The sequence below is a fragment of the Brevibacillus centrosporus genome (genome assembly GCF_046622605.1).
Classification (GTDB): Bacteria; Bacillota; Bacilli; order Brevibacillales; family Brevibacillaceae; genus Brevibacillus; species Brevibacillus centrosporus.
Map to the genome: position 1 here is coordinate 285876 of NZ_CP176856.1, position 14835 is coordinate 300710.

Annotated in this window: 11 protein-coding genes, 3 pseudogenes and 1 riboswitch; of the genes and pseudogenes, 10 read left to right on the forward strand and 4 right to left on the reverse strand. The window is 40.9% G+C overall.

Annotated features, from left to right (window positions below):
• Positions 1-43 precede the first annotated feature (43 nt).
• From ACLIN2_RS01680 to ACLIN2_RS01690, 3 genes are all read left to right on the forward strand, one after another.
• Complete coding sequence (locus ACLIN2_RS01680) at positions 44-361, forward strand: hypothetical protein (protein ID WP_411503058.1); 318 nt, start codon at positions 44-46, stop codon at positions 359-361.
• The gene (locus tag ACLIN2_RS01685; protein WP_411503059.1) at positions 324-2138 is read left to right on the forward strand and encodes an ATP-dependent helicase; all 1815 of its coding nucleotides are present in this window, start codon (positions 324-326) and stop codon (positions 2136-2138) included. The genes ACLIN2_RS01680 and ACLIN2_RS01685 overlap by 38 nt, the downstream gene beginning before the upstream one ends.
• A gap of 847 nt (positions 2139-2985) precedes the next feature.
• Complete coding sequence (locus ACLIN2_RS01690; protein WP_411503060.1) at positions 2986-3876, forward strand: class I SAM-dependent methyltransferase; 891 nt, start codon at positions 2986-2988, stop codon at positions 3874-3876.
• Between the two features lie 92 nt (positions 3877-3968).
• Here ACLIN2_RS01690 and ACLIN2_RS01695 read toward each other — a convergent pair whose 3' ends face one another.
• Positions 3969-4370, reverse strand: a complete 402-nt coding sequence (locus ACLIN2_RS01695) for a metal ABC transporter permease (protein ID WP_411503061.1) — start codon at positions 4368-4370, stop codon at positions 3969-3971.
• A 519-nt stretch (positions 4371-4889) separates the two neighbouring features.
• Positions 4890-5023, forward strand: a riboswitch (cyclic di-AMP (ydaO/yuaA leader).
• A 261-nt stretch (positions 5024-5284) separates the two neighbouring features.
• Between ACLIN2_RS01695 and ACLIN2_RS01700 the strand changes: the two genes are divergently transcribed.
• The 5 genes and pseudogenes from ACLIN2_RS01700 to ACLIN2_RS01720 all read left to right on the forward strand — a co-directional run bounded on the left by ACLIN2_RS01700 (position 5285) and on the right by ACLIN2_RS01720 (position 10929).
• On the forward strand, positions 5285-6073 hold the full coding sequence (locus tag ACLIN2_RS01700; protein ID WP_411503062.1) for a hypothetical protein: 789 nt from the start codon (positions 5285-5287) through the stop codon (positions 6071-6073).
• Positions 6074-6195: 122 nt separating this feature from the next.
• The gene (locus ACLIN2_RS01705; protein WP_411503063.1) at positions 6196-6474 is read left to right on the forward strand and encodes a hypothetical protein; all 279 of its coding nucleotides are present in this window, start codon (positions 6196-6198) and stop codon (positions 6472-6474) included.
• A 611-nt stretch (positions 6475-7085) separates the two neighbouring features.
• A complete protein-coding gene (gene istA / locus ACLIN2_RS01710; RefSeq protein WP_411502362.1) occupies positions 7086-8594 on the forward strand; it encodes an IS21 family transposase in 1509 nt (502 codons plus the stop codon).
• Positions 8591-9334, forward strand: coding sequence for an IS21-like element helper ATPase IstB (istB, locus tag ACLIN2_RS01715; protein ID WP_411502361.1), 744 nt, complete (start codon positions 8591-8593; stop codon positions 9332-9334). The genes istA and istB overlap by 4 nt, the downstream gene beginning before the upstream one ends.
• A 239-nt stretch (positions 9335-9573) precedes the next feature.
• Positions 9574-10929: pseudogene (locus ACLIN2_RS01720) on the forward strand (TrkH family potassium uptake protein).
• Positions 10930-10971: 42 nt separating this feature from the next.
• On the opposite strand, the gene ACLIN2_RS01725 reads toward ACLIN2_RS01720, so the two are convergent.
• From ACLIN2_RS01725 to ACLIN2_RS01735, 3 genes and pseudogenes are all read right to left on the reverse strand, one after another.
• Positions 10972-11253 (reverse strand): hypothetical protein, encoded by a 282-nt coding sequence (locus ACLIN2_RS01725; protein WP_411503064.1) that lies wholly within the window; start codon positions 11251-11253, stop codon positions 10972-10974.
• Positions 11254-11274: 21 nt separating this feature from the next.
• Positions 11275-12254: pseudogene (locus ACLIN2_RS01730) on the reverse strand (SLC13 family permease).
• Positions 12255-12460: 206 nt separating this feature from the next.
• Positions 12461-13048 carry a DUF421 domain-containing protein gene (locus tag ACLIN2_RS01735; RefSeq protein WP_411503065.1) on the reverse strand — a complete coding sequence of 196 codons (588 nt, stop codon included), beginning with the start codon at positions 13046-13048 and terminating at the stop codon, positions 12461-12463.
• Between the two features lie 262 nt (positions 13049-13310).
• Between ACLIN2_RS01735 and ACLIN2_RS01740 the strand changes: the two genes are divergently transcribed.
• Together ACLIN2_RS01740 and ACLIN2_RS01745 are read left to right on the forward strand one after the other, a co-directional pair.
• The gene (locus ACLIN2_RS01740; RefSeq protein WP_122960237.1) at positions 13311-13634 is read left to right on the forward strand and encodes an ArsR/SmtB family transcription factor; all 324 of its coding nucleotides are present in this window, start codon (positions 13311-13313) and stop codon (positions 13632-13634) included.
• A 98-nt stretch (positions 13635-13732) separates the two neighbouring features.
• Positions 13733-14733, forward strand: a pseudogene (locus tag ACLIN2_RS01745) (NADP-dependent oxidoreductase).
• Positions 14734-14835: the final 102 nt, after the last annotated feature.

Below are 14835 nucleotides of genomic sequence, written 5' to 3' on the forward strand. Positions count from 1 at the left end.
AAAGGGGTTCTTTACGGGATACTATACGGCAGAAGTGGATATAATGGATGCTTGCCACGAAGATCAAGAGAGCACAGATGCTATTATTCGAGTTTTTAATGAGTTAACATCTGGTGGGGAGCAACAGAAGCAGAATTTTGCAAAAAATCTTAAAGAAGGTGACTTTTGGGCGTGTTTGCGCCAAATTGAATCATCCCATAGCAGAATAGGTAAGGGAAGATTTGCTCAGCGTTTGGCGCAATATTGTTCCTTGGATCATATGCCTCTACATATTGAAGAGGCAATTGAGTATATCTACAGGAAAGTAGAGGAAAATGACTCGGATGGAGACGATCTACGAGAAGAAGCTCAAGCAAATTAAGCAAGATAAGCAACAATATGATGCTTTTCGTTCTCTTGAAAATACGGTTGTACTAGCGGGACCTGGTAGTGGAAAAACAACAGTCCTGACTTTAAAAATAATGATGCTTCTTTCGGAGGTTATCAAATCTCCGAGGGGGTTGGCTTGTCTAACTTATAGTAATGAGGCTGCAAAGGAATTCAAAAAACGTCTCAAGATTCTTGGCCATAAAGAAAGAGAAAATGTATTCTTAGGAACAGTACACTCATTTTGTATAGCTGAGGTCATTACGAAGTTTGCTCATTTATATCCACAATATGGTATCCCCTTGCCTCTTAAAATAATATCTGCAAAAAGGAAAAATCAATTATTTCAGCGAGTTAGAGAGGAACTAAAAATTCCTGAAAAAAATTTAAGCATAACAGAAATGGATAGTGAACGTAATATCAACATAGAGGGAAGGTCACAAGTAAATATACCATCGTATGATATTGCGCTTAAGGCTGCACAATTATTTGAACAAAAACTAAGAGAAGCAAATTATGTGGATTTTACTGCAATCATTCACTATGCAACACAATTGATACAAAAAGAAGAATATGTAAGAAAATGCTTAGAAGCTAAGTTTCCTTGGATTCTAATAGATGAGTACCAGGACTTAGGAAGGCCACTTCATGAAATGATTCTTTCGATGATGGATGGAACAAAGAGTCTCTTTTTTGCTGTTGGTGATCCTGACCAATCAATCTATGGATTTAACGGTGCTGTTCCAGATTATCTGCTGGAATTATCCGGATTACCAAAGATAAGAGAAATTAAGCTCCAGACGAACTACCGAAGTAATCAGGACATTATAGATGCCTCTGAAGTTGCCTTAAATCCAAATGAGGGACGTAATTACAGGGCTGGTACAAGGGAAGATGAAAGGGCACAATTTACCTTTAAAATATGTGAAAGAGAAATGATTGACCAATATAACTATGTTGTTAACGAAGTAATCCCACAAAATATAGAGCTTAACGTACCTTTAGAAGAAATTGCGGTTCTTGTAGCTAATAGATTTCAGATTAAAGATCTTAGTGAGACACTTGAAAAATCTGGGATCCCTTATTACGCTGTAAAACATGAATTCGAACGTACGCATGTAGTAACTTGGTTAGAAGATTGTGCTAATTGGTTAATTAGTCCTGATGAAGTTTCTTTCGAATCAATATTTACATTTTGGAGAAGTTTCTTAAATCGCCATGGAGTTAATATTTCTGGTTCACAAGTTATATTAGAGAAGAGAAAGCTATACGATTTATTAATAAATTGTATTTCTGAGAGTCAACAACTTGCAGATTGGATTCAATTGATACTACAAAATACGGGGTTGAGAGAGATCCTTAGAGGTACCGATGTATATCCTGATGAGCTTGAAAATCTAGATAATTTAATTAAGGTTGCCAAAGAGGGGATGTTTGCAGATTTTACTCTTCAGCAGTTTAGTCAATTGGGCAAACCTGTAAACCAAATAACTATTAGTACTCGGCATTCCTCGAAGGGTTTAGAATTTGAAACGATTATATTATTAGGAATGGAAGAAGGGAATTTTCCCAGCTATAGAAGCACCACTGAAAGAAAAATAAATGAAGAACACCGGATTTTTTTTGTATGCGTGAGTAGGGCAAAAAGTCGATGTTACCTCGTTAGATCAAAGGTACAAAGAGGGTATATTCAAAAACCATCGCGCTTTTGGATTTCGCTTTACGATTGGCACTCTAAACGTAAGAATCATAATGGCACGCAAGAAGGATAAAAGTTGCTGCTCATTTTTGGATGGATTTCCAAGTTCGTGTTTATCATGCTAATTGCAGAAGTGCAAGATAAAAAGTAGTACACCAACTATAGTGTAAATTTTAGGTACTAACTTTAATGTAATCCTGAGTTCAAAGCAAATTATTCAGTAACCAACTATTATGTAACACAAAAAGATGAAAGATCGGTAAAAAGCTTGGGTTTTTGTAGGTTTTTCAGTTACCAACTTTAATGTCATCGAACAGGTTGTTGATTTATTACAATAAAGTGTTGTTCTGAACATTATAGTAATGTTCTAAGAAACTAATCACATTAAAGTATTGTTTTATTAGTAGACTCTCCTAGTCCCGATCAGATTTCAAGTGATCGGGACATTTTTCATATGAAAATGACTATATGAAACAATTAGATGTACATAGATAATAATGTTTTAGACTGATCAATTAACAAAGTATTAGACTGGTAACGGGCTGCTTAACCTCTAAGGTACCAATAACATTTAGGGCCATCACGAAAAAACACATTAGTCTGAATTATATTTGATTAAAAGCATGAGGGTATTGTTCAATAACATCTTGGCAAGAAGTAATGAGGAGGGAAAGGATCAGATGGAAAAGTCGATTGAGGAATCGAGTGCCCGCAGTATCCGACGGAAATAGCCAGAGCCTGAGGGCGACATAAAACAACTGGTTCTGTGGTGTCTTCATCGCGCTCGTCCTTGATCCGTTCCTCCGTAGAAGGGAATCGCCGGAAACAGAACATTTGGTATGATGAAAATGGACGTTCGTCTAGAAAAGACCATAAACACCTGTCACCATAAACGATAGTAGAAAGCGAGAGGAACAGTTATGAACGATTTTTTTATTGAAGCCATTTGGGAAAAAGCGTGGAAAGACCATGGCGATACCGTCGTGAATAATAGGAAGAAGAACGGAATCGTACCAGCTCGAGCCTTTGACCAAAAGGCAGTAGCTTTCAACGAACAATCGTTTAATGAAGAAGGAAGGAAACGGGTCAAGCGAATTATGAACTGGCTTGAAGGACAAGGGGTTCGATTCGAAAACGCCTCTGTGTTGGATATTGGCGCCGCCTCAGGGGTATTTTCAGTGCCTTTTGCGGAGCGGGGGGCCAGTGTAACTGCCGTAGAATCCTCTCTTCCTTTGGTCGAACTGCTGAAAGAAAACATTTCAAATTTCCCCGAAGACACGGTGAAGATTGTACCTGAACCGTTTGAAGATATTGACGTGCAGGCCAGAGGTTGGAGCAATGCCTTCGATCTCGTCTTCGCCTCGATGTGCCCGGTCTTTCTCAATTGGGAGAGCGTGGAGAAGGTACTTCATTGCGCGCGGCAGTTTTGTTACATCAGCATGCCAGCGAGCTCCCCAGAGAACAGTCTGGCAAATGAAATCTGGCCGCTTATCACCGGTCAGCCATTCCAAACGAAACACAAGGAAATGGGATATTTACTTCATTTGCTGTATCTCAAAGGCTACTCCTATGAGTCGATTGTAACGAAGGAAACGACAACGAAGGTAATCTCTGCAGAAGCGGCATTGCAGGAAATGATGAACCGTCTGCATAGTCACGATCAGCCAGCAGATGAGCGGACTCGAAAAACGGTAGCAAACTATTTGGAGCAAACGTATCCGTCCGGCCAAGTGGTCGTCCGGCAGGGTGGCCGATTTGGCAAGGTACTGGTTCGATTGCAGGATCAGAACATGTACACGAGAGAAATTTAAGTCGCGCAGGGAGTGCTTCCCGAAAACGAGCGACAATCTATTTTTTCATCTGCCAATGGTGCAGCTATACAGAAGAGATAGAAATTACTCATTTAGAGAAAAATGCACCAAGCTAGTGCAGCACCAAACACAATTACGCCAGTCATCCTGATCGTCGCACCCGTAGGAAGATCGATGGTTAGTGAGCGCGCGAAGCCTCCTGTGGTGGTGATAATTCCAAGTAGGGAGGATAGCCACAGTGTTTGGCCAAATCCGGAAGAGAGTTGCACAGTTGCCATGGCCGGAAGGAGGACGATAGCATCGATAAGCAGCGCACCCACTACTTTCATCGAAATGCCTATGGAGATTCCGGTCAGGAACAGGAGTACATTTCTGATCCCATTGGCAGTGATGCAGAGCCACTGGGTTTGTTCAGGATCATTGAAGACTAGTGGAATTTCCCGATAACAGATGACAAAAAAGATCACGATGACAGCACTGACGATACCAAGCATCCATAAATCCCCTTACGTGAGAGTCAGGATGCTGCCAGTAAGCAAGTTGAATACTTCCATGGCAGGCACATCGGCGACATAAAACAGCATGAGAGCGATTGCAAGGGAACCAGTCATCAAGAAGGCGCCAGTGGCTGAAGGATTTAATCGGATTGCCCCTGACAAGGGGCCAAATAACAATAAACCAAGTACGATCGCCGCCATAGCTCCCTGGGAGATTGGTCAGCTGAGTGAGTTTTCTTCAATCCTTTTCTGTTCCAAGTGATTTGTTTGTTGAATTTTTACACAATCTTCCTTATGTTATTCTTCTCACTAACTCTTCGGAGACTAATAAATTTTGGGGGATTAAACCTGTTATGTCTGTGAAGATACCGTCCTGTCTTAGTCCCGCATATAGTAACATTTCTGTGTATGTATCTTTTCAGACTGACATATCTATAGAGTATGTATGATGGACTTCATCAAGGTTGAGTGATATGTGCAAGTGTGGAACCATGAAAAATACAAAAATACGAAAATAATTCCATAGGGCCTAGTTCCATTTAGGAAACGGGGGAACCACTTTCTTTTGGGGTTAATTCTGCGAATGCAGAAGGGATGCGAATCTGCCATCCTACCCGTCAGCTAACCTCGTCGGCTAACGCAGAAATTTATGATACAACACTTTTTTAGTTTCAAGTCGATAAGCCGTACTCTGTTGTGTTAAATTGCCGACTTCTTTTTTTTCTATGCAGAATCACTGCTGGAAAATGGAGAGTCGGCTTTTTTATTTTTATAAAAATGTAGGTTGTTGGCTTCAGAAACTAAAACAATTGCAATGTTACAGAGACGTATACACAAGTTATGTTACGGAAAGTTTGTATCTGAAAGATAGAGCTTCACAAGGAGAAAAACTGATAGGGAGGTAACCAAGAGTGACTATCATTGTCCAGAAATATGGGAGAAAATCTGTTGGATCTTTTGAGCGCATACAGAAGTTGGCTGATAGGATTCTCCTTTATAGAAAGAAGGGGCAACATCTCGTCGTCGTTCTCTCACCAATGGGAAGTACAGCTGATGCTTTGCCGGAACTTAGAAAACATTATGAGAGTATGCTTGATAGCAGCAAGCTAGGTATGCTTCTTAGTACTGGCGAGGAAGTATCTGCAGCATTATTAACTATGATCCTGAGTCGCAATAATTGTGAGACCATCGCAATGACAGGTCCGCAGACAAGTAAACGTATTGATGAACAGGATGGTATCTCTAAACGTTTTGCTATTCATTTAGAAAAAGTCAAGGATAGTCTCCAGCAAGGGAAAGTCGTAATTCTCGCTGGGTTTCAAGAAGCAACTGAAAGCAGGGAATTCACGATGGAGAGAACCGACTCAACCGCTATAGCGCTAGCTGGTGAACTTGATGCTGACTATTGTGAAATCTATTCGGATGAAGACGGAGTTTATACACCTGATCCACGTATTGTTCTTGAAGCAAAAAAGCTGACTATCATTTCATATTTGGAAATGTTGGAGCTTACCCGAATGGGACTAACTGTGCTGCATCCGAGATCAGTAGAAACGGCATGGAAATATCACATACCCGTACATATTCGACTAGCTATGTCGGGTACATGGATCGCAGATCACGAGCCTCTTGAGGGTGAGGAAACCTTATTAAAATTAACTCATTTGGACAATATGGCAGTTTCTCGAAAGACAACTTAGCTTAATTCATTTCCTGTTTGTCGAAAGTATGCCATGAACTAGCGATTTGTTTGAGCAAAGCTAAAGTCTTACTTAAAAGAAAATTCTTATCTAATAATTGAATGTGACAAAGGAGGATGAGGATGAATTGGATTGCAAAACAGTCCTATTACAAGGTAGAACGAGAATTGTCTAACCTTGAACAAAAAACAGTTGTTTATAACAGGTGGATCTATTTATATAAGGAGAAAGTTGTTACACAGTATCGAGAGTTCCCGATAAAGGAAGTATTAGATATTTCTTATCGCCAAATGGGAGTTAGAGGTGGCTTACTCTACCTCCATACACGGCAAGGTGTATACTCATATTTAGTCTCGGATGATCCTCGTCCATTCATAGATAAGTTTAAATCTTTTCGATAAAAGAGGAGATTCAAAAGTACTTTAACTAAGACAAGTTGCTATAATTCATTTAGTCTACTTAGATTTAAGATAAGCAATTCTTGGGCAATCATAGGAAAAGAAAAAGTCCCTTACTATTAGATAAGAGACGTGAATTGAGTGAATTGAACAGTTGATCATACATCAAAACAGTGCTATACGTGACTATACGGACCTCTCCAAGAAAGTAATTCTCGCGATCGTTACCTTTCAAGGAGTCCCTACGTAGGGGCTGGTAAATAACGGGATTCTAAACTGCAGCAATGGAAAATTTAAAGTTGCTGATGATGGTAATAATTCATTCAAGAGTCGTAACGGTGGTTATCCCACTAAGAAGTGGCGAAAAACAGTAGAAAATCAATATCCCAATTTTATAGCATCTCTTTTGAATGGGAAATATAGCTTTAGATATGAAATGATGAATTTAGCAATGAGAAATCAAATCCTATCTTTGTTACAATTTAGAAACTTGTGAATGCTAATCTAATTCTTGACCACCCAGTGGTACATCGCTCATAAAAAAGTTGACCACCTGAGCACCTCTTTCCTGTATCTTGAAGTTGCTGAGACAACAAGATATGGGAGGAAAGGACATGCTTCAGATGGCTAATTATGAGTTTATCAGGAAACAACACATTTTGCTAGGAAAGCCGATTCGGCAAATTTCTCGCGAAACTGGCTATTCCCGTCAAGTCATACGAAAGGCCTTGAAATCAACGAAGATCCCTGTGTACCAGCTTTCGAAACCGAAACCCAAACCAGTCATTGATTCCGTGCAGCCCATCATCCTGGAATGGTTGCGTCAAGATGAACAGGCTCCTCCCAAGCAGCGTCATACTGCCACCCGTATCTACCAGAGACTTGTCGACGAATACGGATTCACCGGCGGTGAATCTACGGTTCGACGTTACGTCAGACAACTACGCGTTTCTCCTCCAAAAGCGTTTGTCCCCCTCGACTTCCCGCCAGGGAAATTTGCCCAATTTGACTGGGGCGAGGTTACTGTTCTTTTACAGGGTAAGCAGGTAAAAGTTCAAGTCTTTTGTATGCGTTGTACCTACAGCAGAAAAATTTTTGTCAAAACTTTCTTTCACCAAAAGCAAGAATCTCTTCTTCAAGGGCATGTCGATGCCTTTGAGTTTTTCGGTGCTGTTCCTCAGACCGTTACGTACGACAATCTGACAACAGCCGTAAAGAAGGTGTTGGAAGGTAAAAACCGCGTGGAACAAGAGCGATTTGTTCAGCTTCGTGCTCACTACCTGTTTGAAAGCTATTTCTGTGATCCGGGAAAAGGGCACCAAAAAGGCCAAGTCGAAAATCTCGTAAAGTTCGTCCAAAAGCAGTTCTTTACCCCAGTTCCATGTGTCTCTTCACTAGAGGAATTAAATTATTTCCTCCTTGAGAAATGTATCTCTTACGAGACAACTACGGTTCCAAGATCTTCCTTAACCGTTGGAGAAGCGTTTGTACAAGAGCAGCAGACCATGCTCCCATTGCCTCCACAACCACTGGATTGTTGCCGTGTCGTCTCTGTAAAAAGCAATACCTTGTCTATGATTCACTTTGAGAAAAATGCCTATTCTGTTCCCGTTTCATACGCATCTACCGAGCTTACTTGTAAGGTGTTTGCCGAACGGATCGAGGTATACCATGGAAACAAATTGATTGCTGAGCATGAGAGATGTTTGGAAAGCGGCAAAGAGCTTTTGCAATATGATCACTACCTGGATTTGCTTCTTACTCGACCAGGTGCGGTTTTGTATGCTAGACCTTTGCATCAAGCGGGGTTACCTCCAATTTACCAACAGTTCTTGGACAAGTGTCGACATCGACCAGGCGGAATGAAAGAATTCGTTCGCCTCCTGTTACTACATCGTGAATTCGATACGACTCTTGTGGAGGAATCACTGGGGGAAGCATATCAAAAAGGGTTGTTTCAGTATGATGCCGTAAGGCAATTGTTGTTTCAGCGTACGCTACCCGAACACCGTCTTCCCCAACTCGCGTTGGCTGAAGATAGTCCTGTTCCGCGAATTCAAGTAAAAGTTCCCGATCTTAACCAGTACAATCGTCTGTTACAAAAGAGGAGTGTGGTACATTGAGTACAATTTTCTTGCTTGAAACCTATGCCAAACGGCTTCGATTACCGGCTATTAAACGTGTCTACAAGGAAATGGCCCACGATGCTACCGAACGACAAATTCCCTATGAAGAATTTCTTCTCGCTCTTTTGGAACAAGAAGTTCAGCAAAGGGACGCAAATCAAATCGCCAGTCGGATCAAGCACGCCAGGTTCCCCTCAATGAAAACACTCGATCAATATGAATTCTCTGCCATTCCGTCTCTTAATAAACCAAAACTGTTACAACTCGCTCGTTGTGAGTACATTGAAAAGGCAGAAAACATCATGTTTATCGGGAATTCTGGTACAGGTAAAACCCATCTCTCCACTGCCCTTGGGAAGGAGGCATGTCACCATGGCTATTCCGTACAGTTTTGGACAGCCGCGAAAATATGCAACGAGCTTATGGAAGCTCAGTCCCAAAAGCGAATCCTCCAGTTGGAGAAACAATGGCTGAAAACCGATTTGATCATTCTAGACGAAGTCGGATTTGTTCCTCTCAGTAAAACAGGGGCGGAGCTCTTATTTCAATTTTGTGCAGCTCGCTATGAAAAAGGGAGCATCATCATTACTAGCAATTTGGAATTTGCTGATTGGACTCAGATTTTTAAAGATGAACAGATGACGGCAGCTCTGGTCGATCGTCTCACACATCGTGCCCATATCTTTGCCATGAATGGAGATAGCTATCGATTTAAACAAAGCATTCAAAGATCGTGATCATGAAAAAGTTACCCACCCGACGGGTGGATTGATTTTTGCCATGGTGGTCAATTTTTTGATGAGCACGGTGGTCAACATTTTGATTGACATTCACAGAAACTGCTTCAAGACAATGTTGTCAGTTAATGATTTTGTTTTATTGGGAAATTGACTTACTTTTATACATTTGGTAGTGTCTCCCTAAACAGAAGGTCGCAGTTACTGTTTTATAGTACATCATAGGCGGAGTTGTTATTGTGGCCACTAATCTTTTTAAACGTAGTAACCGCATCTTAGAGTGGAATCCCGCACATATCCTGATTTTTGGATTCTTAGGACTGATTTTTTTAGGTACGCTCTTATTAATGCTACCTATGTCAACGGAAGATCGTCACCACTTAGCTTTTATTGATGCTCTTTTTGAAGCAACTTCCGCTGTTTGCGTAACAGGACTAGCTGTGGTTGATACTGGAACCACTTTTACTTTGTTTGGGCAAGTAATCCTGCTTATTTTGGTACAACTTGGTGGATGAGGATTTATGACGAGTGGCATTTTAATGTTCCTTATCCTCGGGAAAAGGATCGGCTTGAAGGAGAGACTAATCCTTAAGGAATCGATCAATTCCTTTTCCCTGCAAGGGATTATTTCGCTGGTACAACGAATTATTGTGATTACGCTCCTTGTCGAGTTCCTTGGAGCTACCATTTTGGCCATACGCTGGTCATCTGAAATGCCTTGGCAAAAGGCGATCTACTATGGCATATTCCATTCCATCTCTGCATTTAATAATGCCGGGTTTGGCTTAGAACCAGATAGTTTAAGTAAATGGGTTGGGGACCCAACGGTTAATATTATCATCACTCTCTTATTTATATTGGGGGGGATTGGGTATACCGTCATTTTAGATATATTTGAGAAAAAAACATTTAGGAAACTTTCTCTACATACCAAACTTGCTTTGTTCGTTACGCTGATCCTTAACACTGTTAGTCTGTTTGTCATTCTGGGTCTGGAATATAATAACCCTGCAACTTTGGGTTTATTACCATTAGGGGATAAACTCTGGGCATCGTATTTTCAAGGAGTTGTTCCCCGAACAGCTGGTTTTAATACAATAGACATCGGTCAAATGACATCAAGCTCTCAAGTATATATGATTGGTTTAATGTTTATCGGAGCATCCTCGGGTTCGACAGGGGGAGGAATAAAGATTACTACAGCAGCTCTCCTTTTACTGGCTCTTTGGTCTGTAATCACAAATAAACGAGATGTTAGCCTTTTTAAAAGGAGAATACCTCAGGACCAAATTCATAGGGCTTTGTCGATTGCAATTTCAGCTCTCCTGTTTATCTTTACGATATTCTTCCTGTTAACGATCACAGAAAAAGGGACAGAAATCAGTAGGATTCTTTTTGAGACAGTTTCAGCATTTGGCACTGTAGGCTTAAGCGCTGGATTAACTGGTGATCTTAGTCCAAGTGGGCGCATTCTGATTACAATCATGATGTTTATTGGCAGGATAGGTCCATTGACAATGGCATTTGCCCTTGTCATTAATGAGAAAAACAAAAGCATGATTCGTTATGCGGAAGAAAAAATATTGATTGGGTAAGTTGGAAATGTGAAATTAGATTGGAATGTAATGGTACATCGTTTATGCGGTCCATTCTACGCTCAGCAAAAACTGATGCCGCATCAATTCGAGCACAAAATCGTTGTAATAATCCTGGCGAACAATGACCCGATATTCGTGATTTGGATAGACGTAAAAGAACACGTCTGTTAGTGCAGGGTTTTCATCAAATTTCTCCCGAACTACCTTCATTCTCTCAACAAACGGTTCTTCCTTAAAAATGTGAATGTGAAACTCGATGTCGTTGCCATTCTTGGTTTCGTGAATTTGAATAGCATCCTTATTGTCCTTGTAGATTAACATGAACGCATTCTCCCCTCGAGATTACATCAAATATCTCAGCCAAACGTATAAGGTAGATATCGAAACGGACAACAGCATCAGCGGAAAACCGTATTTTAAAAACTGTAAAAAAGAAATGGGATAGCCTTCTTTGCCTGACATACCAGCTACGATTAAATTTGCACTTGCTCCAATCAGAGATCCATTTCCACCAAGACAAGCGCCTAATGCGAGGCTCCACCACAACGGTTCCAGATTATTTACGCCCATGTTACCCATTTCCTGAATCATAGGGATCATTGTTGCTACAAACGGAATATTGTCCAAGAAAGCAGAGGCGATGGCACTCAGCCACAAAATCAGCATGGAACTTGCGAACAGGTCGCCTCCAGTTAACTCGATGGCTTGTTCAGCTAATTTGGCGATTACTCCTGTTTCAATTAGGCCAGAAACTAGGACGAATAAGCCAACGAAGAAAAATATAGTCGTCCACTCGACCTTGGCTAATGCCTCTTCCATTAATTTCTCTCCTGTCAAGAGGAGTAACAAGAAGGCTCCAGCTAATGCAACTGTCGCAGACTCCAAATGCAACAGCTGGTGAAGAAAGAAACCAATAATAGTCAGACCTAATACTGCTATGCACTTGAAGAGAAGGTTAGGAGCTGTTATTAACTCCTTTTCATCCAGTTTCATCAGATCACACATCAACTCAGGGGTTGTCTGAATTTGCTTGCGGAACAACCAGATAAAAAAAGGGATGTATACGACTAAAATAATTATCGCGATTGGCGCTAGATTCTTGATGAATGCCATGAATGTTAGTTCTTTGACCGCGCGATGTATTTAAATAGACCTGTTTCAGCTGTTATACCAACAATAATCATCATCCCAATTAGGAGGCCAAGGGTATTGAAATCAATATGATGGATCGCAGTTTCCTGGTCAACGATGCCTAAACCTACCATCAGTACACCGCCAATCATGGCCACAATTGAACGATGAATTTTTTTCCCTAGACCAATAGGATACCGGTACTTTTTACTGAAGTGCTGATTAGTTGTTAATCAATCAGCTAATGGATGGACCCACTGCGTCCCGCAATATTTTAACAAAAATATACGCTAAGCTCTGGTTTTTGTCCGGCTTCAGGGACTGGCTAGGAACCAGAAAGACCTAGACTTGCCACTACTTTTATTTGGCTCTTTGCTGTTTACTGTGAATTGATACATTACTGGAGATTGCTTGGGTGTGGATTTTGATGTCCATGCTTAATCTCTGAAAAAATGTTATTCGGTACTAAGGGCTCTGTATTGGGGATTCGCTTCTCAAGGATATCGATCAACTTCTGGATATCTTCTTTGGTAGCAGGTTGCTTTTCCAATTTAAGTTGGTAGCCTAAGTTTCCGCTTACTTCAATTGTAGCCCATTCAACATCAGAGATCCTTGATATTCCAGCTTGTCGTAGTCTCATTTCAAGCTTATCGGCTGTTAGCCTGAGCTTGCGCATATTACCCTCAAGCACTTGTCCATTTTCAATTACAGTAACTGCCTTCCCAGTTATAAAGTTTTCGAATCTGTTAGATTTAATCTCTAGATATTCCATCAATATCATTACGATAACTAAAACTGCCGCTAAAAGAAAAGTAGGCCAATAACCACTACCAGTAATTGGCTGAATGATCAAGGTACCAAGACCGATCATGACGATTACCTGTGCCATAGTCATTTGAGAAATGGATTTTCTACCTGCAATTCGTAACAAAAGAGTACCGAATACAATGACGCCTACAGTTTGCCATATGAGAGTCCAGCTCATGCTATTACACCTCCGTGACTATAAACTCATGTTGGTATAGTTTAGCCAAGTAGTGAGTGTATAATTTACAAAACATAAATTGTGTTAATGTGTTTATCACAAATTCGCTTATGGGAAATGAAAATTCTCCCTGTGAGCCATTCCCCTTATTCACAGAAAAAAGGGTTAGGCGTAGAAATTGTAATCGAGGTTGACGATGTAAACATGAACGATTAAAATTACGTTTAAAAGATTAAACAAATGAACGATAGGGGCGGATCGTATGAGCCAGCAAACCGAGCATATTCTACAACAATTTAAAGATTGTATCCCTCTATTGGAAGTGCTGACCGATGAAAACCGTCAAGCTATTATAATGTTGTTGGCGCAGAACAAATCGGGCCTTAACGTGAATACAATATCAGGCCATATCAATTTGTCCAGACCCGCTGTCTCCCATCATTTAAAGGTGCTGAAACAGTCTGGTTTTATTAAATCCGAAAAAAAGGGCGTAGAAAATTATTACGTATTGACTGTCCGCAAGCCGCTTGAACAACTAAAATCATTAATTCTTGCAGTTGAAGCCGAGTGCGATGGGCATCAGTAATTTTCAAAAAACGTAAAAAGGACTACAGGAGAAAGGGCTTATTTTGCCCAATTGGTTCGTTTGTTTAAACGAATAATCGTAAATGGAGTGATAATTTTATGAAAGCGATGATCATTGAGAAGTACGGGAAACAGGTTCCATTCGCAATTGCTGAACAATCAATGCCTACTATCGGAGAACATGATGTGCTAGTGGAAATTCATGCGGCCAGCTTAAATCCTATCGACTTTAAAATTAAAGAAGGGAAAATGAAATTCCTTTTGAATTACAAGTTTCCTCTAATCTTAGGAAATGATTTCTCCGGAGTGGTAGTCAAGGTTGGTAGCCGGGTGAATACGTGGAAGCCCGGCGATGAGGTTTACGGGAGACCCCGCAAAAACCGAATCGGAACATTAGGGGAATTTATTGCTGTACATGAGGATGATATTTGGCTGAAGCCGCAAAACCTAACCTTTGAAGAAGCGGCATCGATCCCGCTATTGGACTTACAACCTACCAAGCTTTTGTAGATATTTTAAAGCTCCAAAAAGGGCAAAAGATATTGATTCACGCAGGTTCGGGAGGCGTAGGAACCTTCGCCATCCAATTGGCCAAGCAGATGGGCGCTTTTGTCGCCACAACAGCAAGCGATAAAGGCTACGAATTGGTTAAATCGTTGGGGGCAGATCTAATTATTAATTATAAACAAGAGAATTTTGAAGAAAAGCTTACCGGATATGACGCTATTTTCGATACTTTAGGCGGGGAAGCCCTGGAAAAATCATTCCGGGTACTGAAACCAGGCGGACAAATCGTATCCATCTCCGGCATGCCAAACGCCAGGTTTGGAAAAAAGGCGAAATTGGGTTGGGTGAAAACAGCCATTTTGTCCATCGTGGGTCTTAAGATCAAGGCACTAGAGAAGAAGAGCCAAACGCGATATCATTTCCTCTTTATGAAACCGAGCGGATCGCAATTGAAGGTGATAAAGGAATTTATGGAAGTAGGTCTCATTAAGCCTGTTATCGATAAGGTGTTTCCTTTGAATGAGGTCGGGGAAGCATTTCAGTACTTGGAAAGCGGAAGGGCAAAAGGAAAGGTAGTCATTCGAATAAAGTAATTCTAGGGAAAAGTTCAACCAATCCATAGATCAGGGAACGAAACGGTGAGCGTTCTTTCAATGGAGCAGCGACAGTCTAGAGCAATATTTCTTGTCCTCGGC